The sequence below is a fragment of the Caulobacter sp. GW821-FHT09A05 genome, assembly GCF_059418465.1.
In genome coordinates, this window is the sequence record NZ_JBWKPX010000001.1 from 380378 (window position 1) to 403692 (window position 23315).

Here is a 23315-nt window from a genome sequence, read left to right on the forward strand (position 1 = left end):
CTAGCCCTCCTCGTCGAACCCCGCGTCGTCCTCCTCCACCGGCGCGGCCTTCACCGCCGCCCCGCCCTTGCGCCGCACGAAGCGCAGCGCGGTGTGGGTCTTGGAGAAGGCGCAGACCTTGGTGTCGACCAGGCCCTGCTCGCGGGCGGCGGCCAGGATCTCGACGTCCTTCAGCGGCGCGCCCTTGCCCTTCTGGGCGACGATCCAGAGGGCGCCCTTGGGACCTAGCCCGCCGACTAGGTCCTCGAGCCGGTCGAAGTCGGCCAGGTCCTCGACGCCCAGGAACAGCAGGTCGATGTCCTCCCAGGCCTCGACGGGTTCGACCCGGGTCGACAGCTCGTCCAGGAACTCGGCGTCGTCGATCCCCTCGACCACCACGGTCTGGCCGGCCTTGACGCCCAGCTTGTCCAGGCGTCCGGGCGGGTTCTGGATGGCGTGCAGCCACTTGGCCGCCTGGCCCGGCTCCAGCGTGAAGCGCGTGCCGTCGGTCAGCACCAGGTCGTCGCCCTCGACCCGCAGGTCGCGCAGGGCGTGGCCCTGGAAGATGCCGCGCACGGCGCCGCGGAAGATCAGCTTGGGCGGCTCCCACAGGAGCTTGCCGTCGCTCTCGCCGTCGGAGAGCTGCCCCCAGACGCCCTTGGCCTCCTTGCCCATCACGACCCCCGGAAGTTGGGTTGGCGCTTCTCCAGGATGGCGTCGACGCCCTCCATGTGGTCGTCGGTGTGGTGGGCGATGGCCTGGGCCGCCGCGCTCATTTCCATCAGCGTGTCGTAGCTGGCGGTCTGGCCGTGCTTGAGCAGGCTCTTGGCCATGCGCAGGGCGTGGGGCGGCTGCTGGGCGATGCGGGTCGCCAGGGCCAGGGCCTCGTCCATCAGGGTGTCGGCCGGCACGGCCTTGCTGACCAGGCCCCAGTCCTGCGCCTTGGCGGCGTCGATCACGTCGCCGGTGAACAGCAGCTCGGCGGCGCGGCTCATGCCGATGGTGCGCGGCATCAGCCAGGCCCCGCCGTCGCCGGGGATCAGGCCCAGCTTCAGGAAGGTCACCCCGAACTTCGCCGTGTCGGCGGCGATGCGGATGTCGGTCATGCAGGCCACGTCGCAGCCCAGGCCGATGGCCGCGCCGTTGACCGCCGCGATCGACGGGACCTCCAGGCCGTAGATGGCCCGCACGATGCGGTGGATGTTCTTGCGATAGCCGTCGCGGACCTTGACGCCGTTGCCGCCGAACGCCCCTTCCCGCGCCTTCATCGCCTTGACGTCGCCGCCGGCCGAGAAGGCCCGGCCCGCGCCGGTCAGGATCACGCAGCGGATGTCCTGGTCGTCGTTGATCGCCTCGCAGGCCGCCGCGACCTGGTCGCCGTCGCCGGGCGCGCCCAGGGCGTTCAGGGCGTCCGGCCGGTTGAGGGTGAGGATGGCGACGTGGCCGCGCTTCTCGGTCAGGATCAGGGGGTCTTGCGACATGCGGGCGGCTCCGGGTGTTTGGCCCTGCATAGCGCAAATCCCGCAGGGAGAGGCAAGAGACCAACGTCCATCGGACGACGTTCTACAAACTAAGGTTAATCCCTGACTTGGTTCAGAACGGACAAGACTCTGCGCTTCTTTTTGTGATCACACACAACACCTGGAAGATCTTTCGCGCTGAGAACAAGACGCAACAGCAAGCCTGCGACATTTTAGACAAGCTGAGCCATAAAAACCGTTAGCGCAGAAGAGAATCATAGGTTTCTACTAAAACCAGGGACGATTTTGAAAAGCGGTGGCGTGCAGTGCTCATGTCCCACAGACATGCTTTGATCATCGAGGATGAAATCCTCATCGCGATGGAGGTCGAGGCCCTGCTTGGCGAGCAGGGATTCGACAGCTTCGATATCGCGGAAAGCCCGCAGGAGGCGCTGGACTGCGCCTTGCGGCGTCCGCCTGACCTGATCACGGCCGATTACCGCATCGTCGGCGGCACGGGCGTGGAAGCCGTCACCGCGATCCTGGCCCGGCTGGGGCCGATCCCCGTGGTCTATGTGACCGGCAACGCCGACCAGCTGGGCGCGCGCACCCGCGCCGTGGTCGACAAGCCGATCTCGCCCCACCGCCTGGCCGAGGCCTGCGCCATGGTCCAGAGCGCCGCCTAGGCGCCCCCGTCTGCCGGCGGCTATGCTGGCGGTCCGCAGGGGGAGCCGCCCATGATCGTCGACACGCTCGAAGCCCTCGAGGCGCTATACACGCCCGCCCCGGCCCCGGCCTCGACCGTCAAGGTCGCCGACCGCATCACCCCGCACTATCGCGCCCTGATCGAGGCCTCGCCGTTCCTGGCCCTGGCCACCGTCGGCCCCGAGGGCCTGGACTGCAGCCCGCGCGGCGACCAGCCCGGCTTCGTCCGCGTCCAGGACGAGCGGACGCTGATCCTGCCCGACCGGCGCGGCAACAACCGCATCGACAGCCTGCGCAACGTGGTCCGCGACCCGCGCGTGGCGCTGATGTTCCTGATCCCCGGCTCGGGCACGACCTTCCGGGTCAACGGCCGCGCCGTGATCAGCGCCGATCCCGGTCTGCTGGCGAGCTTCGCGGTCGACGGCAAGGCGCCGCGCACCTGCCTGGTGGTCACCGTGGTCGAGGCCTATTTCCAGTGCGCCCGGGCCATCGTGCGGTCGGGCCTGTGGACGGCGGAGGCTCAGGTCGATTCCCGATCCCTGCCGACGCCCGGCGCCATGCTGGCGGCGATGAGCCAGGACGCCGAGGGCGGGGAGGCCTACGACAAGGCCTGGCCGGAACGGGCGGCGGCGACGCTGTGGTAGAGTTTCCTTCTCCCCTTGCGGGAGAAGGTGGCCTCCGAAGGAGGTCGGAGGGGTCTCTCAGACCTTTCCGCCGCCGTTCGCGGTCGCCCTCGCCTTCGCCCCCTCATCCGTCAGCTTCGCTGACACCTTCTCCCGCAAGGGGAGAAGGAAGAAACGAAAGCGGCCTCGCCCGGGTGGGGCGAGGCCGCTTGAAACACATCGAAGTCGAAGGTCGGTAAGACCCTCAGTCGTCGCGGTGAACCCGTTCCCGGCGTTCATGGCGTTCCTGGGCTTCCAGGCTGAGCGTCGCGGTGGGCCGCGCGTCCAGTCTCGCCAAACCGATCGGCTCGCCGGTCTCTTCACAGTAGCCATAGGAACCGTCCTCGACCCGGCGCAACGCCTGGTCGATCTTGGAGATGAGCTTTCTCTGACGGTCCCGGGTGCGAAGTTCCAACGCCCGGTCAGTTTCCGACGACGCACGATCGGCGAGGTCGGCATGGTTTTCAGTTTCAGCTTGCAGATGGGAGACCGTTTCACGAGATTCGCGAAGGATCTCCTCTTTCCATGCCAGGAGCTTCTGCTTGAAATACTCAAGCTGACGCTCGTTCATGAAAGGCTCGTCGTCCGAAGGACGGTACGAGTCTGGTACCTTAAGAACAGTGGCCGTTTGCATTAACGCCTCACGCCCCGATGAACTCCGCCCAGGTCAGGCGGGGTGCTTATACCAAAACGATAGCCCGGTTCAATGAACCTCGCGTGAGCGGCGTGTTCAGCACCGTGCACGGATGTCCCGATCCTGGGGATAGTCGGTGAACAATGTTCTTCAACGGGGGGCCTCATTCGTGATCTCAGCCCCGCCGCGCCTGCTCGAGCTTGGCCGCCTCGACGGCCGCGCGGGTCTCGATCTCGTTGAGGATCGCCTCAAGCTTGGGATCGTCGGTGGTCTCGCGATGCTCGCGGACGGCGCTCTTCAGCCGCGACAGCGTGCCGGTCGAGACCTCGCCGTCCAGGGTGGCCAGTTTCAGGGCGTCCAGCAGGTCCAGCAGGCCGCCGGCCCGCTTGACCGCGCGGCGCTTGCGCTCCATCGGGTCCAGGTCGGCCTGCAGGGCCAGCAGGGCGTCCAGCGAGCCGACCCCGGCCACGCCGCCCGCCTGGGCCACGCCGCTCGCCGCGCTGGCGCCCCCGACCGAAGGCAGGGAAAAGCCCGATCCGCCGCCCGTCGGTCTGGCCCGTGACGCGCCAACCGCACCCGCGCCTCCCGTGCTGGAAACCTTCATGACGAAACGCTGCTCCGACGACGATCCGAGGGATTCATCCCTCCCCGTTAACCACATCTTGCGGGCCGGCGCTTGCGGTATGGTTAATGCCGGGCAGAATCTGCCGAAGCGGAATGTCGCAGGCAGAAAATCGCCGCGCCGTGACTGATTTCATTGAACTTTTCATCCACGAACGGTTGGCCCGGATCTGGCATGGGGCAGCGCGGGGATGCCACCCCGCCGCAGGATCGCCATGTCTCGTTCATTCTTTGCCTCCGTTCTGGGCCTCGCCCTCGCCGCCGTCGCCCTGGTGGCCTCTCCCGCCGACGCCAAGTCGCGGATCAAGGACATCGTCGCCTTCGAGGGCGTGCGCGACAACCAGCTGGTCGGCTACGGAATCGTCGTGGGCCTGAACGGTTCGGGCGACAGCCTGCGCAACGCCCCGATGACCAAGCAGAGCCTGGAGGCCATGCTCGAGCGCCAGGGCGTCAACGTCCGCGACGGCAACCTCAACACCAAGAACACCGCCGCCGTCATGGTCACCGCCAACCTGCCGGCCTTCGCCGCGACGGGCGCGCGCATGGACGTCACGGTCTCGACCCTGGGCGACGCCAAGAGCCTGCTGGGCGGCACCCTGCTGGTCACCTCGCTGCAGGGCGCCGACGGCCAGACCTACGCGGTGGCCCAGGGCTCGGTGCAGACCGGTTCGGTCTCGGCCGGCGGGGCCTCGGGCTCGTCGGTCACCAAGGGCGTGCCGACCGCGGGCCGGATCGCCGCCGGCGGCATCATCGAGAAGGAGACCGGCTTCCAGATGGTGAGCATGGACGTGCTGCGCATGACCCTGCGCAACCCGGACTTCACCACCTCGCGCCGCATCGCCGACGCCATCAACCAGCGCTTCGCCAACTGCGCCCAGGCCCAGAACCCGACCATCGTCGCGGTCCGCCCGCCGGCCGGCATGGACATGATCAGCTTCGTGACCGCCATCGAGAACCTGGAGGTCGAGCCCGACGCCCCCGCCAAGGTGATCATCGACGAGGTGGCCGGCGTGATCGTCATGGGTGACGACGTCCGCATCAGCCAGGTGGCGATCGCCCAGGGCAACCTGACCATCTCGGTCCAGGAGAGCCCGGCCGTCAGCCAGCCGGCCCCGTTCAGCCAGGGCCGCACCGCCATCGTCCCGCAATCGACCGTCAGCGTCGAGGAGGAGAAGGGCCGCAAGCTGCTGACCCTGGGCGGCGGCGCCTCGCTCAAGAGCCTGGTCGGCGGCCTCAACGCCCTGGGCGTGACCCCGCGCGACATGATCTCGATCCTGCAGGCCATCAAGGCCTCGGGCGCCCTGCAAGCCGACATCGAGGTGATGTGATGAGCGTCTCCACCCTCGCCGCCCCCGCCGTCGACACCGTCGGCCCGACCGCCGCCTCGACCGCCGAGCTGCTCAAGCGCGGCAAGATCCGCGAGACGGCCCAGAAGTTCGAGGCCTCGTTCCTGTCGGTGATGATGCAGTCGATGACGGCCGGCATGAAGACGCCGGAGATCGGCGGCGGCGGGACCGGCGAGGAGATGTTCAAGTCCCTTCTGGCCGAGGAGATGGCCAAGCAGGTCTCCAAGGCCGGCGGGATCGGCGTGGCCGCCGCCGTCCAGAAGGAAATGCTGAAGATGCAAGGTCTGAAGGAGTAGCCCATGGCCCTCACCGCCCTCGATTGCGACGACCGCGTCGAACAGCTGATCATCCTGACCGAGCGCCTGACGGACCTGATCGCCCGGCAGTCGGCCGCCTTCGAGGCCCGCCGTCCGCATGAGGCGGCGCAGTATGTCGACGAGGTGGCCAAGCTGGCCAACCTCTATCGCCACGAGTCGACCCGGGTGCGCGGCAATGTCGCCCTGGTGTCGGGGGCCGCGCTCCAGCGCCGCCAGCGCCTGGTGCGCGCCACCGAGGCCTTCGACGCCGTTCTGGCCCGCCAGGGCCGCGCGGTGGCCGCCGCCAAGACCGTCACCGAGGGCCTGGTCCGCGCCATCGCCGCGGAAGTCGCCGAACAGCGCCCCACCGCGTCAGGGTACGGCCCTGGGGCCCAGGGCGCGGCCTACCGGCAGAACGGCACCGCGATCACGCTGAACCAGCGGGCGTAGGATTTGGCGAGGCGGAGGGACGCCCCCTCCGTCGCGACGCGTATCCGCATCGCGCCACCTCCCCCGCGTTGCGGGTGAGGAGCAGGTCGGCGCGGTCTCTCCTCCCCCGTGAAACGGGGGAGGTGTCGGCGAAGCCGACGGAGGGGGCGTCAGGCCTCGGCTGGCGCCGCCGCCTTCACCGCCCGCTTCCGTCGCTTCAGGCTTCCCGTCGGGTTGCCCCAGAACGTCACCACCGCCAGCGTGCCCAGCAGGGTCAGGGCGACGCCCGACACCGTCATCACCAGCCGGTAGGGCAGTCCGCCGACCTTGGCGGCGTGCAGCGGATAGTCGAGGTTGGCGATCCGCGAGCCCAGCGGCAGGGCCTGGGCGTCGCGGTCGGCGACCATCCTGCCGGTGGCCGGGTCGAACCAGGCCATGGTGCGGCCGTTGGGCAGCCACTCGGCCTGCTGGCGCATCCGAACGCTGATCAGTCCGCCCGGCTTGGCCGGCAGGCCGATCGTGCGGATCTCGGCGCCGGGATAGCGGGCCTGGGCCTGGGCGATCACCGCCGTCCAGTCCAGGTCCCTGGCCAGCTTGCCGCCCTTGATCTTCGGCGGCACCGAGGCGGCCTTCATCGTGGCGGCGGAGGAGAACGGCGCGCGGATCGCGTCGGAGAACCATTTCAGGTTCATCGCCGCCCCGGTGGTCAGGGACAGGATCAGCAGCGGCGCCACCAGCGCGCCCAGGTCGCGGTGATGGTGGACGATGGCCGCCCGCTTCATCATCCGCGGCCAGGGCCGGACGTGGAACATCCGCCGGGTCGGCCACCACAGCCACAGGCCGGTGGCGACGAAGCCCAGCCCCGCCAGGCCGGCGATCCCGCCGACGACCTCGCCCGCGTCGCCGTTGAACAGGTGGTGATGGAAGTCGAACAGCCAGACCTCCGGCCGAGCCCAGTTGGAGGTCCAGCTCTGGACGATCGCGCCGTCCTGGTCGGCATAGGCCCCCTGCTCGCCCTTATAGGCCAGCTTGTGCAGGCCCAGCCGCTGGGTCGCCAGCACGATGGAGCGCGGGCGGTCCTGGGCGCCGAAGATCCGCGTCGCGGCCGCGCCCAGGGTGGCGGCGTCCTGGCGCTGGACGTCGGCGGCGTGGGGCACGGTGGCGCGCAGGAAGGCGTCCTCGTGCAGCAGCAGGGTTCCCGTCAGGCCCAGCAGGGCCAGCAGCAGGCCGATCAGCCCGCCGGTCCAGCGATGGATCTGCCGGACGACCTTCATCAGAAGCGCGCTTCCCAGCCCAGGGTCGCGGTCCGCCCGCGCCCGGCGAAATAGCGGTCGATCGCCGGCGCCGTGGTGTCGGAATGGTACGAGATGTACTGGCTGTCGAAGAGGTTCTGCACCCCCAGCGACAGCGCGCCCATCGGCAATTTGTAGCGCACGAAGGCGTCGGCCAGGGTGTAGCCGGTGAAGTCGTCCTTCACGAGGGCGTCCTGCATGTCGCGTTTGATGTAGGACTGGATCTGCAGGCGCAGGCCCCATTTGTCGCCCTGGTAGTCGGCGGCCAGGTTCAGGCGGTCGGGCGAGATGTTGGCGCCGTCCAGGTCGGTGTCGACCCGGTTGTCCTTGTTGGTGTCGGTCCTGCCCTTCAGGTGGGCGTAGCCGGCCGAGACGACCAGGCCCGGCACGGGCGTACGGGCCTTGAGGTTGGCCTCCAGGCCCTCGATCTCGATCCGCTGGCGCTGGACGTCGAACACCGCGCCGGCGTTCCGGACCAGCAGTTGGCCCAGCTTCGAGGCCGACCAGAAGTAGCTGAGGCTCGCATCGAACGGCCCGCGCTTTAGTTCGGCGCCGACTTCGCGGTTGTTCGACACGATCGGCGCGATGTTCACATAGGTGTCGACGTCCTTGCCGGGCTCGTTGATGCCCCGCAGGATCCGGCCGACGTCCGGGACGGTGTAGCCCTCGGCGTAGCTGCCATAGAGGCGCAGGCCCCGGACCGGCTCGACCACGACCCCGCCGTTGGCCAGGGTCGCCTTGAAGTCGGGATTTCCGCCGCCGACCTTTTGCGAGCCGTAGAAGGCCAGGGTGGTGAAGTCATCGACCTTCAGCTCGACGTTCTCGAAGCGCACCCCGCCGGCCAGGTGCACTTTGTCGTCGAACAGCGACAGATTGCCCTGCACGAACGGCGCGACGCTCTGGAACTTGGTCGGCGGCACCCAGGCGCGGCCGGTCTCGATCAACAGTTGCTCGGTGCGGTCGTTGATGGCGTCCAGGCCGAGCGTGCCGGTCAGGCCCTTGATCCCCGGGATCGCCCGCTCGTAGCTGACCCGCGCACCCAGCTTGCGCGAGCGATTCGACGACTGGTCGAACAGCGTGCCGTCCGGCGCGATGCTGGCGTCCTGGAACGTGGGATTGACGTCGCCGCCGAAGGTGTCGCGCGAGCGGTTGAAGAACAGCTGGGCGATCAGGTTGCCGCCCAGAAGGTCGCTGTTGGTCAGGGAGGCCGAGACCGTCTCGACCCGGTTGGCGGCCGGCTCGCCGGGCTGGACGCCGCGGAAGCTGGTGGTCGGCAGGTGGGTCAGCCGATTGCCGTTGGTCGCCGGGACGGGATTGGTCTTGCTGATCGTGGTGGTGACGTAGTCGCCGTCGCCCTTCAGCTCGAAGCGGTTGGCCACCACGTCCAGCCGCGTGTTGTCGCCCAGCTGCCAGCCCAGGCGGGTGAAGAACGACAGGGCCTTGGAGTCCTGGACGTCGCCCTGGGTGTTGTCCATCCCCAGGCGCCGGCCGTCGCCGTCGTAATAGGCGCCGCGCACGTCGTAGGCGACGCCGGCCGTGGCGTCGAACGGGCCGCCGCGCCAGGCGACGAGGCCGGCGACCTTGCCGCCGACGCTGTCGCCCAGGTCGTGGCCGGCCGTGACCTGGGTCAGGACCTTGCCGCTGACGCCGTCCGAGCGCGGCGGACCGACGGTGACCTGGTTGACCACGCCGCCCGTGGCGCCGACGCCCTGCAGGGCGTTGGAGCCGTAGATCACCTCGACCCGGTCGATGAAGAACGGGTCGATCGTGTAGCCGTCGCGCGAACCGTCGCGGATCGGGGTCGACTGCGGGATGCCGTTGATGGCGTACAGCGGCGAGCGGCCGCGCAGGGTCTCGCCGGCGCCCGACAGCTTCTGGCGGGTGGGCGAGAACGACGGCGACAGGGTCGAGACCGCGTCGACGATCGAGCCGCCGATGCTGACCTGCTGCGTCAGGGCCTCGGAGTCGATCACGTCGACGGTCAGCGGCAGGGCGCTGGCCGGCAGGATGGTGCGGGCGGCGGTGACCACCAGCTGGTCGACGTCGGTGGCGGCCGCGCTGTCCTCGGCGCGAGCGGCGGTCGCGGCGGCCAGGGCCAGCAGGCTGAGCCCGGCCAGGGCGGAGGCGCGACGGCCGTTGGCTGAGATGGTCCGCATGATGATCGACGCCCCGGCAAATCAGAAGATGGCGCCGTATAGCTGCTGTTGAGAGTGATTAGCAACAAACCATGACACATACGTGAGCGGCTACAGCGCGATCCGCCGTTCCACCCCCACCGCGTCGAGGAAGTCCTCGTCGTGGCTGGCGATCAGCAGGGCGCCGTCATAGCCGGCCAGGGCGCCTTCCACCGCCTCGATGGAGTCGAGGTCCAGGTGGTTGGTCGGCTCGTCCAGGACCAGCAGCTGGGGCGGGTCGGCCGCCATCAGCACGCAGGCCAGGGCCGCGCGCAGGCGCTCGCCGCCGCTCAGCGTGGCGACCGGCTGATGGGCGGCGACGTTGCGGAACAGGAACCGGGCCAGGGCGGCGTGGGCCTCGTTGGCGCCGGCGGCCGGGTTCAGGCGGCGGAAGTTCTCCAGGATGGTCTGGGTCTGGTCCAGCACCGCCGCCCGCTGGTCCAGCAGGGCCGCCCGGACGCCGCGCGTGACCGCGCCCGCCGTGGGTTCCAGGCCGCCGGTCGCCAGCCGGATCAGGGTCGACTTGCCCGCCCCATTGCCGCCGACCAGGGCCACGCGCTCGGGCCCGACCAGGCGGAAGCTCAGGTCCGCCAGCACCGGTGGGCCGTCCGGATAGGCGAAGCCCACGCCATCGAACTCCAGCACGATCCGTCCCGCCGGCAGGCCGCAGGACGGCAGGTCGAAGGCCAGGCGGCGCAGGCGCTCGACCCGGGCCTCGGCAGCCTCGCGCGCCAGGGCCGCGTCCTGGGCGGCGCGATCGGCCAGCCGGTCCTCTCGCGCGCCGGTGTTCTCGGCCCGCTCGGCCTGGGCGCCCAGCAGGATCTTCGGCTCGCTGCCCCTGGCGGCGAACCGTCGGCCGGCGGCGTCGCGGCGCGCCTTGCGCTCGCGGGCGACCTGGGCCTCGCGGGCCGCCTGGCGCACCTGGCGTTCGGCCGCCTCCAGGTCGTGCTCGGCGGCGGCCACGGCCTGGGCCTTGCGCTCGGCATAGAGGTCGTAGCCGCCGCCGTAGCGGGTCGCGCCCAGGCCGGACAGCTCGACGATGCCGTCCATGCCGCGCAGCAGGGCCCGGTCGTGGCTGACCACCACCGCCCCGCCCTTCCAGCGCCGCAGCACGTCGGCCAGCAGGCTGCGGCCGGCGGCGTCGAGATTGTTGGTCGGCTCGTCCAGCAGGATCATGTCGGGGGCGGCGACCAGCAGGCCGGCCAGGGCCGCCCGGGTCATCTGGCCGCCGCTGAGGCTGGCGGCGGGGCAGGAGGCGTCCCAGCGCGACAGCCCGACCTCGCCCAGGGCGGCGGCGACGCGGCCCGGAAGGGTCCAGTCGGCCTCGATGAGGTCCTCTTCGAGGGTTTCCGGGGTCCCCTCCTCCGCCTCGATGCGGCACAGCCGGTCCCAGGCGGGGCCGACGCCCAGCAGGTCGGCCAGGCGCGCGCCCGGCGGCGGCGCATGCAGCTGGGGCAAGACCCCGACCACGCCGGCGCGGCTGACCGTTCCGGAAGCGGGCGCGGCGGTCCCGGCGATCAGCGACAGCAGCGTGGACTTGCCCACGCCGTTGCGGCCGACCAGGCCGATGCGCTCGGCCCCGATCGTCAGGTTCAGGTTGTCGAAGAGAACGCGGCCGTCAGGCGTGTCGGCGCGAACGGAATCCAGGGTGATGAAGGCGGGCATGGGAAACCACGATCAGGTTTGCGGGAAGGGCGAAACGGTCGTCCATCGCAATGTCCATGGCTGCCTCCATCGGTTGGCCCGGGGTTTCGGGCACAGTCGTTCTAGGCGAACGACCAGCGTTCGGCAAGTTTCGACGCAACCGCAAGGATCGGGTGTCGACCTCCCCGCAGCGGCGTCACAACGGGCCTCCAGACCAGGAGATCCCCATGTCCTTCACCGTTTCCAGCCTGCCGATCGAGCCGTTCGCGCCGCTGTTCGCCCTCGACGACGCGACCCTCGCCGAGCGGGGCGTGCTTCGCGTCGTCGCCGACGCCCCGTTCGCCTTTCCCTGCCGCGTCACCCTGGACGACGCCGCGCCGGGCGAGACCCTGATCCTGCTGAACCACGAGCACCAGGCCGCAGACACCCCGTTCCGCTCGCGCCACGCCATCTATGTGCGCGAGGCCGCGCAAGCGCCGACCTCGACCACCGGCGCCCTGCCCCCGGCCCTGCGCCGCCGCCTGCTGTCGCTGCGCGGCTTCGACGCGGCGGGCATGCTGCGCGACGCCGACGTGGTCGAGGGCGAGGCGGCCGCGCCAGTGATCGAGCGGATGCTGGCCGATCCGGGCGTGGCCTATCTGCACGCCCACTACGCCAAGCCCGGCTGCTACGCCGCGCGGATCGACCGCGCCGGCTAGAAGCTCAGCACGCCCAGGTCGACGATGATCTTGAAGGCCCAGATCGTGCAGGCGACGCAGACCACCAGGGTGATGACGTCGTCGATCTCCGAGCGCTGGCGGGCGGCCTTGCCCGCCTTGCCCTTGGCGGGCGCCTTCGCATTATTCTTCGCCGCCGCCTTGGCCACGCCCGTCGTCCTCGCCCGGCGCGCCCGACGCGCACCCCCTCCGCCATAGACGCCAGAGGTGCTGAAGGTTGCGCTTCCAAAGGCGGTTTATTGTTGGTGAACGCCGTCGTCCGCGCTACGGCCGAGCCCCGCCCACGGCGACGCCGGTCCAGGTTCGCGACACTGGCCGATCCTGGCGGCGGCGTCGGCCGTAGCCCCTGCTGACACCTGATGTCAGCAGTCCGCCGCCACCTGCCGCCATCGCGACATTTGTTCGCACCTTGTTCTTGTGTTAATCGCCGGTCTGAGCCCTACATATAGCCGTCTCGCCGTGGCTCCTCCCACGGCCCTACGCGTTCCGGAAAACATGGCTGAACAACTGAACTTCATCCGCGTGCGCGGCGCGCGGGAGCACAATCTCAAGGACGTCAGCGTCGACATCCCCCGGGGCGAGCTCGTGGTGCTGACCGGCCTGTCGGGCTCGGGCAAGAGTTCGCTGGCGTTCGACACCATCTACGCCGAGGGCCAGCGCCGCTACGTCGAGAGCCTGTCGGCCTACGCCCGCCAGTTCCTGGAGCTGATGAGCAAGCCGGACGTCGACCTGATCGAGGGCCTGTCCCCGGCCATCTCGATCGAGCAGAAGACCACCTCGCGCAACCCGCGCTCGACGGTGGGCACGGTCACCGAGATCCACGACTACATGCGCCTGCTGTGGGCGCGGGTCGGCGTGCCCTATTCGCCGGCCACCGGCCTGCCGATCGAGAGCCAGACCATCAGCCAGATGGTCGACAAGATCACCGCCCTGCCGGAAGGCACGCGCCTCTACCTGCTGGCCCCCGTCGTCCGCGACCGCAAGGGCGAATACCGCAAGGAGATCGCCGAGTGGCAGAAGGCCGGCTTCCAGCGGCTGAAGATCGACGGCGAATTCTATCCGATCGAGGACGCCCCGGTCCTCGACAAGAAGTTCAAGCACGACATCGACGTGGTGGTGGACCGCATCGTCACCAAGCCGGGCATGGAGCAGCGCCTGGCCGACTCGATCGAGCAGGCCCTGCGCCTGGCCGACGGCCTGGCCGTGGCCGAGTGGGCCAATGTCGAGGAGGGCGAGAAGGAGCCGCGCCGGCTGCTGTTCTCCGAACGCTTCGCCTGCCCGGTCAGCGGCTTCACGATCGCCGAGATCGAGCCGCGACTGTTCTCGTTCAACAACCCGGCGGGCGCCTGCCCGGCCTGTGACGGCCTGGGGGCCAAGCTGGCCTTCGACGCCGACCTGGTGATCCCCGACAAGGACCGTTCGCTTCACAAGGGCGCCGTCGCGCCGTGGGCCAAGGGGCCTTCGCCGCTCTACACCCAGACCCTGCAGGCCCTGGCCCGCCACTACGGCTTCTCGATGGACGAGCCCTGGCACAAGCTGCCCGAGAGCGCCCGCCAGGTGGTGCTGCAGGGCTCCAAGGGCGAGAAGATCAAGTTCGTCTACGACGACAACGCTCGCAAATACGAGGTGGCCAAGCCGTTCGAGGGCGTGCTGCCGAACCTGGAGCGCCGCTGGCGCGAGACGGACTCCTCGTGGGTCCGCGAGGAGCTGGGCCGCTACCAGTCCGACACGCCGTGCGAGGTCTGCCACGGCAAGCGCCTGAAGCCGGAAGCCCTGGCGGTCAAGATCCATGGCCAGGACATCGCCGCGGTCTCGAACCTGGCCATCCGTCCGGCCCGCGACTGGTTCACCGCGCTCGAAGGCCACCTGAGCGACAAGCAGATGGAGATCGCCCGGCGGATCCTGAAGGAGATCAACGACCGCCTGCGGTTCCTGGTCGACGTCGGCCTGGACTATCTGAACCTATCGCGCGGCTCGGGCACCCTATCGGGCGGCGAAAGCCAGCGCATCCGCCTGGCCAGCCAGATCGGCAGCGGCCTGACCGGCGTGCTCTACGTGCTGGACGAGCCGTCGATCGGCCTGCACCAGCGCGACAACACCCGCCTGCTGCAGTCGCTGCAGGGCCTGCGCGACCTCGGCAATTCCGTGCTGGTGGTCGAGCATGACGAGGAGGCCATCCTCACCGCCGACTATGTGATCGACATGGGTCCGGCGGCGGGCGTGCACGGCGGCGAGATCGTCGCCGAGGGCAAGCCGGCCGACATCATGGCCAATCCCAACAGCATCACCGGCCAGTACCTGACCGGCGTGCGCGAGATCGAGGTGCCTGAACAACGCCGCCCGATCAGCAAGAAGAAGATGCTGCGGGTCGTCGGCGCCAAGGGCAACAACCTCAAGGATGTCACCGGCGAGATCCCGGTGGGGACCTTCACCTGCATCACCGGCGTGTCGGGCGGCGGCAAGTCGACCTTCACGATCGAGACCCTGTACAAAGCCGCCGCCCGCCGCCTGAACAACGCCAGCGACGCCCCGGCCGCGCACGAGCGGATCGAGGGGCTGGAGAACTTCGACAAGGTCATCGACATCGACCAGTCGCCGATCGGCCGCACCCCGCGCTCGAACCCGGCCACCTATACCGGCGCCTTCGGGCCGATCCGCGACTGGTTCGCCCAGCTGCCGGAGAGCAAGGCGCGCGGCTACGGCCCCGGCCGCTTCAGCTTCAACGTCAAGGGCGGCCGCTGCGAGGCCTGCCAGGGCGACGGCCTGATCAAGATCGAGATGCACTTCCTGCCCGACGTCTACGTCACCTGCGACGTCTGCAAGGGCCAGCGCTACAATCGCGAGACCCTGGACATCCTGTTCAAGGGCAAGACCATCGCCGACGTGCTGGACATGACGGTGGAAGAGGCCGCCGACTTCTTCAAGGCCGTGCCGCCGATCCGCGACAAGATGGAGACCCTCAAGCGCGTGGGCCTCAGCTACATCAAGGTCGGCCAGCAGGCCACGACCCTGTCTGGTGGTGAAGCGCAACGGGTAAAACTCTCCAAGGAGCTCAGCAAGCGGGCCACCGGCCGCACGCTGTACATCCTCGACGAGCCGACGACGGGCCTGCATTTCGAGGACACCAAGAAGCTGCTGGAGGTGCTGCACGAGCTGGTCGACCAGGGCAACACCGTGGTCGTCATCGAGCATAACCTGGACGTGGTGAAGACCGCCGACTGGCTGCTGGACTTCGGTCCGGAGGGCGGCGACGGCGGCGGCGAGATCGTCGCCGTGGGCTCGCCCCAGGAGGTGGCCAAGGCCGAGGCCAGCTGGACCGGCCGCTATCTGAAGGACGTCCTGGCCCGCCACGAGGAGCGGCGGCTGGAGCGCGTGGCGGCGCTGAAGGCGGCCAAGCGGGCCTGAGGCGGCTCGGACGGGACGACGGATCGTCCCGTCCGAAGCCCGATCAACTGAACACCTCGGCCTGGTTTTCCGGGCGGGTGTCGGCGATCTGGCGATAGACGGCCGCCGCGGGGGCGTAGATCACCGCGTTCAGCACGCCGCTCATCGCGCCGCCCAGCACGAAGTAGACGATGCGGGCCGGGCTGAAATAGGCGGCCAGGGATGTCATTTCAGGCCGGGCGATCTCGCTCATCGCCCGGCCGACGTCGCCACCGGAGAAGGCGAAGGTGATGGCGACGTACGCCGTCATCATCACCATGTAGATCGGCAGCATCAGCACCACGGCCAGGCCGTAGCAGCCCAGCAGCCGCCAGAAGCGCCCCCGGGTCAGCCGCCAGGACTCGAACACCCGCAGGCGGCGTTCGGCGAAGGTCATCACGCCGGCCAGCGACAGCCGGACCGCGAAGAACACCAGGCCGGCGAACACCAGCAGGTAGCCGAGCAGCACCACCAGGACGATGCCGACCATCGCGCCGGCGTTGGGCTCGCCCCCGGTCTGGCCCGCAAAGCCAGCGACCCCGATCGCCGCGCCCAGCAGGACCACCGGGATGACCAGCGCGATGGTCAGGCCGGTGAACACCACACCCATGATCAGCGACAGCAGGATCAGCCGCAATTCGTCGCCGCCCAGCCGCAGCCGGGTCAGCGGCGACTCCGCCGGCCGCAGGATCGCCCGGTAGACGCCCGCGCCCATGATCGCGGCGATCAGGATCGCCCCGCCGATCGCAATGGCCTCGCCGGCCAGGAAGCCCGTCAGCGCCTCGGACGTCATCGTCCCCTGGGCCGACGCCCCCATGAAGCGACCGAACCCGGCCGCGATCATCGCCGCCATCAGCGCCACGCCGGCGACCAGGCTGAAGACCGCCCAGATCGCGATCGTCCTGGGCTCGCGCCGGATCAGGCGGAAGCCCTCGAACGCGGCTTCCGTCGCCTTGAATTGCATTGCAGCCCCCTTGAAACCTGGTCTGCATCCTTGCGTTGCGCGCGTCGGATGGCAAGGTCCCGTCAGGACGTCGGGCGGGCGACTAGTCGAACACAGCCGCCTGGTCGGCGACCGGATCGCCGACCAGCTGTCGGTGGATATAGGCGGCCGGCGCAATCTGGATCACCACGGCCAAACCCATCAGCAGGCCCTGCAAGAGGGCGTGCGCCAGCACGGCCGGCCTGACCACCGCCTTCAGCGCGACGGCCAGGGAGGGGTCATACGTCATGGAGACGTCCAGCTTCAGCGCGTTGATCGCCATGGTCAGCAGATAGCCGCCCAGGCCGGCGACCACTGCGGCCATCAGCAGGCCGACGAGGAAGACGCCGAAGATCTTCCATGGCCGTTGCCGCGTCAGCTGCCATGAGCCCATGAACCGCATCCGCCCGTCCCGAACAGTCATGGGCCCGGCCAGCGACAGGCGGCTGGTCAGGGCAAGGGCTAGAACCACACCGAGCCCAAGGGCGGTGAACATGATCCCGTCCTCCCAGGCGCCTTCCAAGCGACCGATCGAGGTGATCGCGCCCGCAACACCGATCACCACGAGGACGATGAACAACGGTACGAAGGCGACCAGGGACAGGACGAACAACCGCAGTTCGTCGCCGCCAATCCGGATCCGACCGCCGCGTGAGACGGCGGCCGCCATGACCGAAATCACCAGCAGGGACACCACCAGATTGACCGCGGTGGTCGTCGCGTTGATCACCGACACCGAGTCCGGCTGCGTGAAGGCCGGGATCATGAAATGGTTGGCCACCACGGTGGTCACCCGACCCGCGAAGGTGGCCACCGCGCCGAGCAGCGCCACGACCGACGTGGCCAACGGACGACGTCGCAGCAGGTCCACGCCCGCCACGACGGCTGGGCCGAACACGAAGTCCCTCATGGCGCCGCCCCTAGACGAACGCGTCCGAAACGTCGCGGCCCTTCAGCTGGGCGTAGATGGTCGGGGCCGGGGCGAAGACGATCAGCGAGACCAGCACCGACATCAGGCCCGACAGCAGCGCGCGGATGACGCCGGACACCGAGAACAGCTCGGCCAGGGTGGTGGCCTCGCCACGCAGGGCGTCGCCGGCCGCCGCCAGGCCGCCGCCCGTGGCGACGCCGGCGATCGCGCCCACGGCGGCGATCATCACGAACAGCAGCAGATAGACCACCACCGCCAGGACGGTGGCGATCATATAGGTCCCGAACAGCTGCCAGAACCGGCCCTTGGTCATGTCCCACGAGGCCCGAAGGTCGATCCGGCGGGTGTCGAACGCCAGGGTGCTGACGAACGACAGGCGCACCGACAGCAGGATCAGGCAGGCCAGCAGGGCGACGCCCGCCAGCAGGCCCAGCAGCACGCCCAGCCCCGCGCCGGCGATCGCCCCGCCGATCGCGCCCAGCAGCGCCACGACGACCACTCCGACGAAATAGGCGCCGAACAGCACCAGGTAGAGCAGCACCTGGACCGCGGCCTGGCGCAGCTCGTCGGCGCCCAGGCGCAGATAGGCCCCCGCGCCGTCCTGCGGCCGCAGGATCAGGCGGTTGACGGCGGCCAGCAGGACCGAATTGGTGATCAGGACATAGAGCATCGAGCCCACGAACAGGGGCCACAGGCCGCTCATCGCCGCCAGGGTGGTCTGCGGGTCGGGATCGCCCTCCACGGCCGTGGTCAGGGCGGTCAGCTTGTCGCCGAAGGTCGAGATCGCGACGATCGCGACGACGAACGACAGGATCGCCATGATGCCGGCCCAGACGGCCACCGCCCTGGGTTTCTCGCGCGCCGCCCGAAAGCCGGCCAGCGCCGCGTCCGTGGCCGAAAACTGATCCATCGCCATGCCCCGTTTCATCTCGACCACGCCTAACAAGGTTCGCGGCCGCGCGACAGCCCCGCCGGGCGTTTCCGCTGTCCAAACGCCCCGGCCGATTCTAACGTTCGTTTGAAGCGGCCGGGACAGGTCGCGCCAGGAGGATGTCGTGAAGCTGTACGGTGAGGCCAATCCCGCGCCCAATCCGCGCCGGGTGCGTATTTTCGCGGCCGAGAAGGGGCTGGACCTGCCCGAGATCCGCATCGGTCTGCGCCAGGGCGGCCACAAGTCGCCCGAGCACAGGGCCCGCAACAGCCTGGGCCAGGTGCCGGTCCTGGAACTGGACGACGGCCAGACGATCAGCGAGAGCGTCGCCATCTGCCGCTATCTGGAGGCCCTGCACCCGGCGCCGCCGCTGTTCGGGACCTGCGCCCTGACCCAGGCGCGCGCCGACATGTGGATCCGCCGCATCGAGTTCCAGCTGATGATCCCGGTCGGCCTGTACTGGCGCCACGCCCATCCGCTGACCGCCTCGCTGCTGGTCCAGCACCGCGAGTTCGGCGAGTCCAATCGGCCGATCGCCGCCAAGGCCATGGGCTGGCTGGACCGCGAGCTGGCCGACGGCCGCGAATGGATCGCCGGCGACACCTACGGCATGGCCGACATCGTCGCCCTGACGACCATCGACTTCGCCGGCTTCATCGGCCTGGACGTCCCGGTGGAAGCCGAACGGCTGAAGGCCTGGCGGGAAAGGGCGTCGGCGCGGCCGAGCGCCAGCGCCTAGACCGCCGCCGGCGCCAGCTCGCTTTCGTGCAGGTCGTAATAGGCTCGCGCGGGCGCGGCGGTCAGGATCACCATCTGCACCGTGAAGAAGAATGGGGCCAGCAGCAGGTTGGACAGGCCGCTGAGGGCCAGCATCACCAGGTTGGTCGCCCCGCCCGACAGGCTGAGGATCAGGCCCGCCACCACGGTCTGGACCACGCTGACCAGGAAGGTGATCACGAAGGCCAGGGCGTACATGCCCAGCAGACGCCAGAAATGGTGGTCGGTCAGGGCCCAGGTCCGCCGCAGCGACAGCCTGCCCTCGGCGAAGGTGGTGATCGACAGCAGCGACAGGCGGATGCCGAACCAGATCGACAGGCCGGCCACGGCGATGGCGCCCAGCACCTCGACCCAGCGGTTGGTCTCGACCGCGCCCAGGCTGATCAGGCCCGCGCCGATCAGCACCAGCACGGCGCTGGGCAGGGCGGTGACGACCAGGGCCACCACCCAGCCGACCAGGGCGACGACGAACTGGCGCGCCTCCTCGCGGCCCACCCGCAGATAGGCCAGGCGCCGCTCTTCCGGCCGCACCACCGCCCGCATGATCGCCACGCTGATCACCGACTGCAGGGCCACGGCGAAGGCGATCAGCGGCAGCAGCGTGCCCTTGCGGCGGGCGACGATGTCGATCAGCTCGCGCAGGTCGTTGGTCCGCGACAGCAGCGCCAAGTCGGTCCGCACCGTGCCGCCGAACGCGAAGGCCACCACCAGGCCCAGGACGACCAGCATGGCGAAGTAGCAGGCGGCCCAGGCCAGCACGACCAGCGGCTTGCGCTGGGTCATGCGGACCCCCTCGAGCGCGGCTTGGACGGGCGAGAAGGTGGTCATGTCCGGAGGGTTCCAGGGGTCGGGGCGGGCTGCAGCCGATAGACCTCGACCAGGGCCGCGGTCCAGACCGGGATGAGGTAGAAGAACACCAGGGCGACGCTGACCAGCTCGGGGACCAGGGTCCCTTCCGCGAAGCCGGCGATCGCCCGCAGATAGCCGATCAGGACCACCAGGATGATGGCCGGCGCGGCCAGCACGGCCCCGGCCGCGGCCAGGACCAGCACCACGCCGCGCGTGCGCCCGAAGGCGCTGAGCACCTGGATCCGGCCCAGGTCGACCGTGGCGGCCGGGGCCAGGGACAGCCGCAGGAACAACCAGGCCATGATCGCCATCGACAGCAGCGGCGGCAGGCTGGCGGCCAGGGCGCCGGGGCCGTCGAGGGCGGCGCGCCAGGCGTCGACCGAAGTGATGTCCAGGCCGGGCGCGTTGCTCTTGGCCACGCCCACGACCACCGCCCCCACCAGCACCGCCAGCACGGCCATGACGACGGTCATGATGACGGTGACCAGAACCTGGACCGCCAGCAGCCGCCATTCCACGTGCCCCCAGCGCAGGCCCTTGAAGCCGGCGGGGCCGTCGAACGCGGCGCGGTAGAGGGCGCCGTAGGCCAGGGTCGTGGCGGCCAGCTCCAGGGCCAGGCCCAGGAACCCCAGGCCCGGCGGCAGGGCGCGGGGCAGCAGGCCCAGGGCCGCGCCCGCGACCAGCGCCGCCCAGCAGGTCCGCAGACCCGGCGCCCACCCCGCCATTCCGGCGCGAACGGTCCGCCCGATCGCCGCCGATCCCTCCGCCATGAAGCCCTCACTCGTCCGCGACCGCGCGAACCCCTCGAATCCCAGGAGTCATAAGCGGTTCGCCCCCGCCTTGGCGACGAGTCGCGACGGGTGTCACGCCGAATTTCACCATCCGTGGCCCTGGCGCCGCGTGGTGGGCGCCGGGCCGGCTCAGGACTTGCCCGCGCCGGACGCCGCCAGCGCCTGATAGGCCTTGGCCCACGGCGCGCAGACCAGGGCCATGGCGAAGGCCGCCAGGAACGACAGCACCACGGTCCCGACCGCCGCGACCTTCCAGAAGGCGTGCAGCCAGGCCTGCGGCGGCTGGCCCTGCAGGGCCTCGACCATGGCCTTGATTCCCGCCCACGACCCGAAGACCGCCACGCCCAGGATCGCGTAGAGCACCAGTTCCAGCCCGATCAGGATCAGCATCAGCAGCAGGGCCATGCCCAGCAGGCGGCCGCTCTGGCCGCGGGTGAAGGCCCAGGATTCGAACAGCAGGAACTTGCCCTCGGCGAAGCTCATCGGCCCGGCCATCGAGAGGCGCAGAACGCCCCAGATCAGGACGCCGATTCCGGCCAGGACCACCAGGGCGATCAGCAGGCCGGCGACCAGCTTGCCGGCGTCCCCCGCCGCCGAACCGACCAGGAAGAGGATCAGGCCCAGGATGAGGCCGACCATCACCACCGCGAAATAGGCCATCATGAACAGCACGCCCTGGACCAGGGTCACCAGGCCCAGCCACAGCTCCGACTTGCCCAGGCGCAGATAGGCCCAGCGCTTCTGGTCGGGCTGGAGCACGGCGCGGAACACCGCCCCGATCACCACCGCCTTGACCAGCGTGCCGCCCACCCAGCTGATCAGGTTCACGCCCATCATGCTGCCCTGCAGCTGCATCATCCGCGCCATCATCGCGGAATCGGCCGCGCCCGAAGGCGACGAAGCCGGGTCGGGCATCGCCTTGATCATCTCGATGAACTGCGGCTCCAGGCTCCACATCAGGCCCACCATCGGCCCGACCAGCGCCACCAGGATCACCAGTCCCCAGGCCAGAACAGCCAGCGGCGCGCGGCCGATCACTCCAAACCCGGCCGTCGCCGCGCCCGTCGCCGAAAAGCTCGCCATGCCCATCCCCGCAACCCTGAGTCTCGCCCCAACCTACACGCAGGTTTCGCCGGCTGACCAGCGGGGGTATGAGGGCGCCCATGAGCACTCCTCCGTCTTCCCCTCCCTCTTCCGGCGCCCCCATCCACGTCATCGGCGGCGGCCTGGCGGGCTCCGAGGCCGCCTGGCAGATCGCCCTGGCCGGCGTGCCCGTCGTTCTCCACGAGATGCGCCCCGTGCGCGGCACCGACGCCCACCAGACCGACGGCCTGGCCGAGATGGTGTGCTCCAACTCCTTCCGTTCCGACGACTGGCAGTTCAACGCCGTGGGCCTGCTGCACGCCGAGATGCGCAAGCTGGACTCGCTGATCCTGTCGGCCGCCGACCAGCACCAGGTGCCGGCCGGCGGGGCCCTGGCCGTCGACCGCGACGGCTTCTCGGCCGAGGTCACCCGCCGCATCGAGGCCCATCCGCTGATCACCATCGCCCGCGAGGAGGTCGCCGGCCTGCCGCCCGAGGACTGGGACAGCGTGGTGGTGGCCACCGGCCCCCTCACCTCGCCCGCCCTGGCCGACGCGATCCTGGAGCTCAGCGGCGAGGGCCAGCTCAGCTTCTTCGACGCCATCGCCCCGATCATCCACGTCGAGTCGATCGACATGGACATCGCCTGGCGCCAGTCGCGCTACGACAAGGAAGGCCCGGGCGGCGACGCGGCGGCCTACATCAACTGCCCGATGGACAAGGCGCAGTACGAGGCCTTCATCGACGCCCTGCTCGAGGGCCCCAAGGCCGAGTTCAAGGACTGGGAGCACGTGCCCTATTTCGACGGCTGCCTGCCGATCGAGGTGATGGCCGAGCGCGGCCGGGAAACGCTGCGCCATGGTCCGATGAAGCCGGTGGGCCTGACCAACCCGCGCGACCCGACCGTCAAGTCGTACGCCATCGTCCAGCTGCGCCAGGACAACGCCCTGGGCACGCTGTGGAACATGGTGGGCTTCCAGACCAAGCTGAAGCACGGCGCCCAGGCCGAGGTGTTCCGGATGATCCCGGGCCTGCAGAACGCCCAGTTCGCGCGACTGGGCGGGCTGCACCGCAACACCTTCATCAACAGTCCGCGCCTGCTGGACCGGTCCCTGCGGATGAAGGTCGCGCCGCGCCTGCGCTTCGCCGGCCAGATGACCGGGGTCGAGGGCTATGTCGAAAGCGCCGCCACCGGCCTGCTGGCCGGCCGCTTCGCCGCCGCCGAGCGTCTGGGCCGGCCCCTGGACGCCCCGCCGCCGACCACGGCGCTGGGGGCCCTGGTCGACCACGTGACCGGCGGCCACCTGGAAGGCGGCCCCGAGGGCAAGGCCAGCTTCCAGCCGATGAACATCAACTACGGCCTGCTGCCGCCGCTGGAGGCCCCCAAGGTCGACGAGAACGGCGTCAAGATCCCGCTGAAGGAGCGCGGCCGCGCCAAGAAGCGGCTGATGAGCGTGCGGGCGCTGGCGGACCTGGAAGGGTGGATGGCCCAGTAAAAGTCCCTCCCCCTGTGGGGCAGGGGAATCGCATATGGATTTTTGATCCGAACGGGATTCTGAGGGTGTCTGCTTTGTGAGGCGGAGGCTCTGG

The 23315-nt window shown here is 69.7% G+C and carries 23 protein-coding genes; 9 read left to right on the forward strand and 14 right to left on the reverse strand.

Annotation, left to right across the window (positions count from 1 at the left end; translation table 11 throughout):
• Positions 1 to 654, reverse strand: coding sequence for a DUF3052 domain-containing protein (locus AC07NX_RS01730; protein WP_494638553.1), 654 nt, complete (start codon positions 652 to 654; stop codon positions 1 to 3).
• Complete coding sequence (locus AC07NX_RS01735) at positions 654 to 1460, reverse strand: crotonase/enoyl-CoA hydratase family protein (RefSeq protein ID WP_494638555.1); 807 nt, start codon at positions 1458 to 1460, stop codon at positions 654 to 656. The genes AC07NX_RS01730 and AC07NX_RS01735 overlap by 1 nt, the downstream gene beginning before the upstream one ends.
• A 311-nt stretch (positions 1461 to 1771) precedes the next feature.
• On the opposite strand from AC07NX_RS01735, the gene AC07NX_RS01740 reads away from it, so the two are divergent.
• Positions 1772 to 2125, forward strand: coding sequence for a response regulator (locus tag AC07NX_RS01740; RefSeq protein WP_035078630.1), 354 nt, complete (start codon positions 1772 to 1774; stop codon positions 2123 to 2125).
• Between the two features lie 51 nt (positions 2126 to 2176).
• Entirely contained in the window at positions 2177 to 2788 is a 612-nt protein-coding gene (locus AC07NX_RS01745; protein WP_494638558.1) for a pyridoxamine 5'-phosphate oxidase family protein, read from the forward strand.
• A 223-nt stretch (positions 2789 to 3011) separates the two neighbouring features.
• Here the strand turns inward: AC07NX_RS01745 and dksA are convergent, their stop codons facing one another.
• Both dksA and fliX read right to left on the reverse strand, forming a co-directional pair.
• Positions 3012 to 3440, reverse strand: a complete 429-nt coding sequence (dksA, locus tag AC07NX_RS01750) for an RNA polymerase-binding protein DksA (protein WP_012287706.1) — start codon at positions 3438 to 3440, stop codon at positions 3012 to 3014.
• A gap of 175 nt (positions 3441 to 3615) precedes the next feature.
• Positions 3616 to 4044: a flagellar assembly regulator FliX gene (gene fliX, locus AC07NX_RS01755; RefSeq protein ID WP_494638561.1), complete on the reverse strand. Its 429-nt coding sequence runs from the start codon at positions 4042 to 4044 to the stop codon at positions 3616 to 3618.
• Between the two features lie 232 nt (positions 4045 to 4276).
• Between fliX and AC07NX_RS01760 the strand changes: the two genes are divergently transcribed.
• The 3 genes from AC07NX_RS01760 to AC07NX_RS01770 are packed head-to-tail and all read left to right on the forward strand — an operon-like array spanning position 4277 to position 6153.
• Positions 4277 to 5389, forward strand: coding sequence for a flagellar basal body P-ring protein FlgI (locus AC07NX_RS01760; RefSeq protein ID WP_494638562.1), 1113 nt, complete (start codon positions 4277 to 4279; stop codon positions 5387 to 5389).
• Positions 5389 to 5703: a rod-binding protein gene (locus AC07NX_RS01765; protein ID WP_494638564.1), complete on the forward strand. Its 315-nt coding sequence runs from the start codon at positions 5389 to 5391 to the stop codon at positions 5701 to 5703. Before AC07NX_RS01760 ends, AC07NX_RS01765 begins: the two co-directional genes overlap by 1 nt.
• A 3-nt stretch (positions 5704 to 5706) precedes the next feature.
• Positions 5707 to 6153: a hypothetical protein gene (locus AC07NX_RS01770; RefSeq protein WP_056759278.1), complete on the forward strand. Its 447-nt coding sequence runs from the start codon at positions 5707 to 5709 to the stop codon at positions 6151 to 6153.
• A 149-nt stretch (positions 6154 to 6302) separates the two neighbouring features.
• Here the strand turns inward: AC07NX_RS01770 and AC07NX_RS01775 are convergent, their stop codons facing one another.
• The 3 genes from AC07NX_RS01775 to AC07NX_RS01785 all read right to left on the reverse strand — a co-directional run bounded on the left by AC07NX_RS01775 (position 6303) and on the right by AC07NX_RS01785 (position 11263).
• The gene (locus AC07NX_RS01775; RefSeq protein ID WP_494638565.1) at positions 6303 to 7406 is read right to left on the reverse strand and encodes a PepSY-associated TM helix domain-containing protein; all 1104 of its coding nucleotides are present in this window, start codon (positions 7404 to 7406) and stop codon (positions 6303 to 6305) included.
• The gene (locus AC07NX_RS01780; RefSeq protein ID WP_494638567.1) at positions 7406 to 9580 is read right to left on the reverse strand and encodes a TonB-dependent receptor; all 2175 of its coding nucleotides are present in this window, start codon (positions 9578 to 9580) and stop codon (positions 7406 to 7408) included. Before AC07NX_RS01780 ends, AC07NX_RS01775 begins: the two co-directional genes overlap by 1 nt.
• Positions 9581 to 9670: 90 nt before the next feature.
• Positions 9671 to 11263, reverse strand: a complete 1593-nt coding sequence (locus tag AC07NX_RS01785; protein ID WP_494638569.1) for an ABC-F family ATP-binding cassette domain-containing protein — start codon at positions 11261 to 11263, stop codon at positions 9671 to 9673.
• A 206-nt stretch (positions 11264 to 11469) separates the two neighbouring features.
• On the opposite strand from AC07NX_RS01785, the gene AC07NX_RS01790 reads away from it, so the two are divergent.
• Positions 11470 to 11940, forward strand: a complete 471-nt coding sequence (locus AC07NX_RS01790; protein WP_494638571.1) for a DUF1203 domain-containing protein — start codon at positions 11470 to 11472, stop codon at positions 11938 to 11940.
• Here the strand turns inward: AC07NX_RS01790 and AC07NX_RS01795 are convergent.
• The gene (locus tag AC07NX_RS01795) at positions 11937 to 12107 is read right to left on the reverse strand and encodes a hypothetical protein (RefSeq protein ID WP_494638573.1); all 171 of its coding nucleotides are present in this window, start codon (positions 12105 to 12107) and stop codon (positions 11937 to 11939) included. The genes AC07NX_RS01790 and AC07NX_RS01795 overlap by 4 nt on opposite strands.
• A 346-nt stretch (positions 12108 to 12453) precedes the next feature.
• Here AC07NX_RS01795 and uvrA point away from each other — a divergent pair, with 346 nt between their 5' ends.
• Entirely contained in the window at positions 12454 to 15363 is a 2910-nt protein-coding gene (uvrA, locus tag AC07NX_RS01800; RefSeq protein ID WP_494638575.1) for an excinuclease ABC subunit UvrA, read from the forward strand.
• A gap of 43 nt (positions 15364 to 15406) precedes the next feature.
• Here uvrA and AC07NX_RS01805 read toward each other — a convergent pair whose 3' ends face one another.
• The 3 genes from AC07NX_RS01805 to AC07NX_RS01815 form a co-directional block, all read right to left on the reverse strand.
• Positions 15407 to 16345 carry a hypothetical protein gene (locus tag AC07NX_RS01805; protein ID WP_494638577.1) on the reverse strand — a complete coding sequence of 313 codons (939 nt, stop codon included), beginning with the start codon at positions 16343 to 16345 and terminating at the stop codon, positions 15407 to 15409.
• A gap of 82 nt (positions 16346 to 16427) precedes the next feature.
• A complete protein-coding gene (locus tag AC07NX_RS01810; RefSeq protein WP_494638579.1) occupies positions 16428 to 17273 on the reverse strand; it encodes a hypothetical protein in 846 nt (281 codons plus the stop codon).
• Between the two features lie 10 nt (positions 17274 to 17283).
• A complete protein-coding gene (locus tag AC07NX_RS01815) occupies positions 17284 to 18204 on the reverse strand; it encodes a hypothetical protein (RefSeq protein ID WP_494638581.1) in 921 nt (306 codons plus the stop codon).
• A 145-nt stretch (positions 18205 to 18349) separates the two neighbouring features.
• Between AC07NX_RS01815 and AC07NX_RS01820 the strand changes: the two genes are divergently transcribed.
• The gene (locus tag AC07NX_RS01820; protein WP_494638583.1) at positions 18350 to 18964 is read left to right on the forward strand and encodes a glutathione S-transferase family protein; all 615 of its coding nucleotides are present in this window, start codon (positions 18350 to 18352) and stop codon (positions 18962 to 18964) included.
• Here the strand turns inward: AC07NX_RS01820 and AC07NX_RS01825 are convergent.
• The 3 genes from AC07NX_RS01825 to AC07NX_RS01835 all read right to left on the reverse strand — a co-directional run bounded on the left by AC07NX_RS01825 (position 18961) and on the right by AC07NX_RS01835 (position 21725).
• Positions 18961 to 19830, reverse strand: coding sequence for a hypothetical protein (locus AC07NX_RS01825; protein WP_494638585.1), 870 nt, complete (start codon positions 19828 to 19830; stop codon positions 18961 to 18963). The genes AC07NX_RS01820 and AC07NX_RS01825 overlap by 4 nt on opposite strands.
• On the reverse strand, positions 19827 to 20621 hold the full coding sequence (locus tag AC07NX_RS01830; RefSeq protein WP_494638586.1) for a hypothetical protein: 795 nt from the start codon (positions 20619 to 20621) through the stop codon (positions 19827 to 19829). Before AC07NX_RS01830 ends, AC07NX_RS01825 begins: the two co-directional genes overlap by 4 nt.
• A gap of 150 nt (positions 20622 to 20771) precedes the next feature.
• On the reverse strand, positions 20772 to 21725 hold the full coding sequence (locus AC07NX_RS01835; protein WP_494638588.1) for a hypothetical protein: 954 nt from the start codon (positions 21723 to 21725) through the stop codon (positions 20772 to 20774).
• An 80-nt stretch (positions 21726 to 21805) separates the two neighbouring features.
• Between AC07NX_RS01835 and trmFO the strand changes: the two genes are divergently transcribed.
• Positions 21806 to 23221 (forward strand): methylenetetrahydrofolate--tRNA-(uracil(54)-C(5))-methyltransferase (FADH(2)-oxidizing) TrmFO, encoded by a 1416-nt coding sequence (gene trmFO, locus AC07NX_RS01840; RefSeq protein ID WP_494638590.1) that lies wholly within the window; start codon positions 21806 to 21808, stop codon positions 23219 to 23221.
• Positions 23222 to 23315: the final 94 nt, after the last annotated feature.

What these genes read in the sequence shown, in the direction of transcription:
- AC07NX_RS01730 (WP_494638553.1), bottom strand. Translation starts at nt 654, where the DNA reads ATGGGCAAGGAGGCCAAGGGCGTCTGGGGGCAGCTCTCCGACGGCGAG.
- AC07NX_RS01735 (WP_494638555.1), bottom strand. Translation starts at nt 1,460, where the DNA reads ATGTCGCAAGACCCCCTGATCCTGACCGAGAAGCGCGGCCACGTCGCC.
- AC07NX_RS01740 (WP_035078630.1), top strand. Translation starts at nt 1,772, where the DNA reads ATGTCCCACAGACATGCTTTGATCATCGAGGATGAAATCCTCATCGCG.
- AC07NX_RS01745 (WP_494638558.1), top strand. Translation starts at nt 2,177, where the DNA reads ATGATCGTCGACACGCTCGAAGCCCTCGAGGCGCTATACACGCCCGCC.
- dksA (WP_012287706.1), bottom strand. Translation starts at nt 3,440, where the DNA reads ATGCAAACGGCCACTGTTCTTAAGGTACCAGACTCGTACCGTCCTTCG.
- fliX (WP_494638561.1), bottom strand. Translation starts at nt 4,044, where the DNA reads ATGAAGGTTTCCAGCACGGGAGGCGCGGGTGCGGTTGGCGCGTCACGG.
- AC07NX_RS01760 (WP_494638562.1), top strand. Translation starts at nt 4,277, where the DNA reads ATGTCTCGTTCATTCTTTGCCTCCGTTCTGGGCCTCGCCCTCGCCGCC.
- AC07NX_RS01765 (WP_494638564.1), top strand. Translation starts at nt 5,389, where the DNA reads ATGAGCGTCTCCACCCTCGCCGCCCCCGCCGTCGACACCGTCGGCCCG.
- AC07NX_RS01770 (WP_056759278.1), top strand. Translation starts at nt 5,707, where the DNA reads ATGGCCCTCACCGCCCTCGATTGCGACGACCGCGTCGAACAGCTGATC.
- AC07NX_RS01775 (WP_494638565.1), bottom strand. Translation starts at nt 7,406, where the DNA reads ATGAAGGTCGTCCGGCAGATCCATCGCTGGACCGGCGGGCTGATCGGC.
- AC07NX_RS01780 (WP_494638567.1), bottom strand. Translation starts at nt 9,580, where the DNA reads ATGCGGACCATCTCAGCCAACGGCCGTCGCGCCTCCGCCCTGGCCGGG.
- AC07NX_RS01785 (WP_494638569.1), bottom strand. Translation starts at nt 11,263, where the DNA reads ATGCCCGCCTTCATCACCCTGGATTCCGTTCGCGCCGACACGCCTGAC.
- AC07NX_RS01790 (WP_494638571.1), top strand. Translation starts at nt 11,470, where the DNA reads ATGTCCTTCACCGTTTCCAGCCTGCCGATCGAGCCGTTCGCGCCGCTG.
- uvrA (WP_494638575.1), top strand. Translation starts at nt 12,454, where the DNA reads ATGGCTGAACAACTGAACTTCATCCGCGTGCGCGGCGCGCGGGAGCAC.
- AC07NX_RS01805 (WP_494638577.1), bottom strand. Translation starts at nt 16,345, where the DNA reads ATGCAATTCAAGGCGACGGAAGCCGCGTTCGAGGGCTTCCGCCTGATC.
- AC07NX_RS01810 (WP_494638579.1), bottom strand. Translation starts at nt 17,273, where the DNA reads ATGAGGGACTTCGTGTTCGGCCCAGCCGTCGTGGCGGGCGTGGACCTG.
- AC07NX_RS01815 (WP_494638581.1), bottom strand. Translation starts at nt 18,204, where the DNA reads ATGGATCAGTTTTCGGCCACGGACGCGGCGCTGGCCGGCTTTCGGGCG.
- AC07NX_RS01825 (WP_494638585.1), bottom strand. Translation starts at nt 19,830, where the DNA reads ATGACCACCTTCTCGCCCGTCCAAGCCGCGCTCGAGGGGGTCCGCATG.
- AC07NX_RS01830 (WP_494638586.1), bottom strand. Translation starts at nt 20,621, where the DNA reads ATGGCGGAGGGATCGGCGGCGATCGGGCGGACCGTTCGCGCCGGAATG.
- AC07NX_RS01835 (WP_494638588.1), bottom strand. Translation starts at nt 21,725, where the DNA reads ATGGCGAGCTTTTCGGCGACGGGCGCGGCGACGGCCGGGTTTGGAGTG.
- trmFO (WP_494638590.1), top strand. Translation starts at nt 21,806, where the DNA reads ATGAGCACTCCTCCGTCTTCCCCTCCCTCTTCCGGCGCCCCCATCCAC.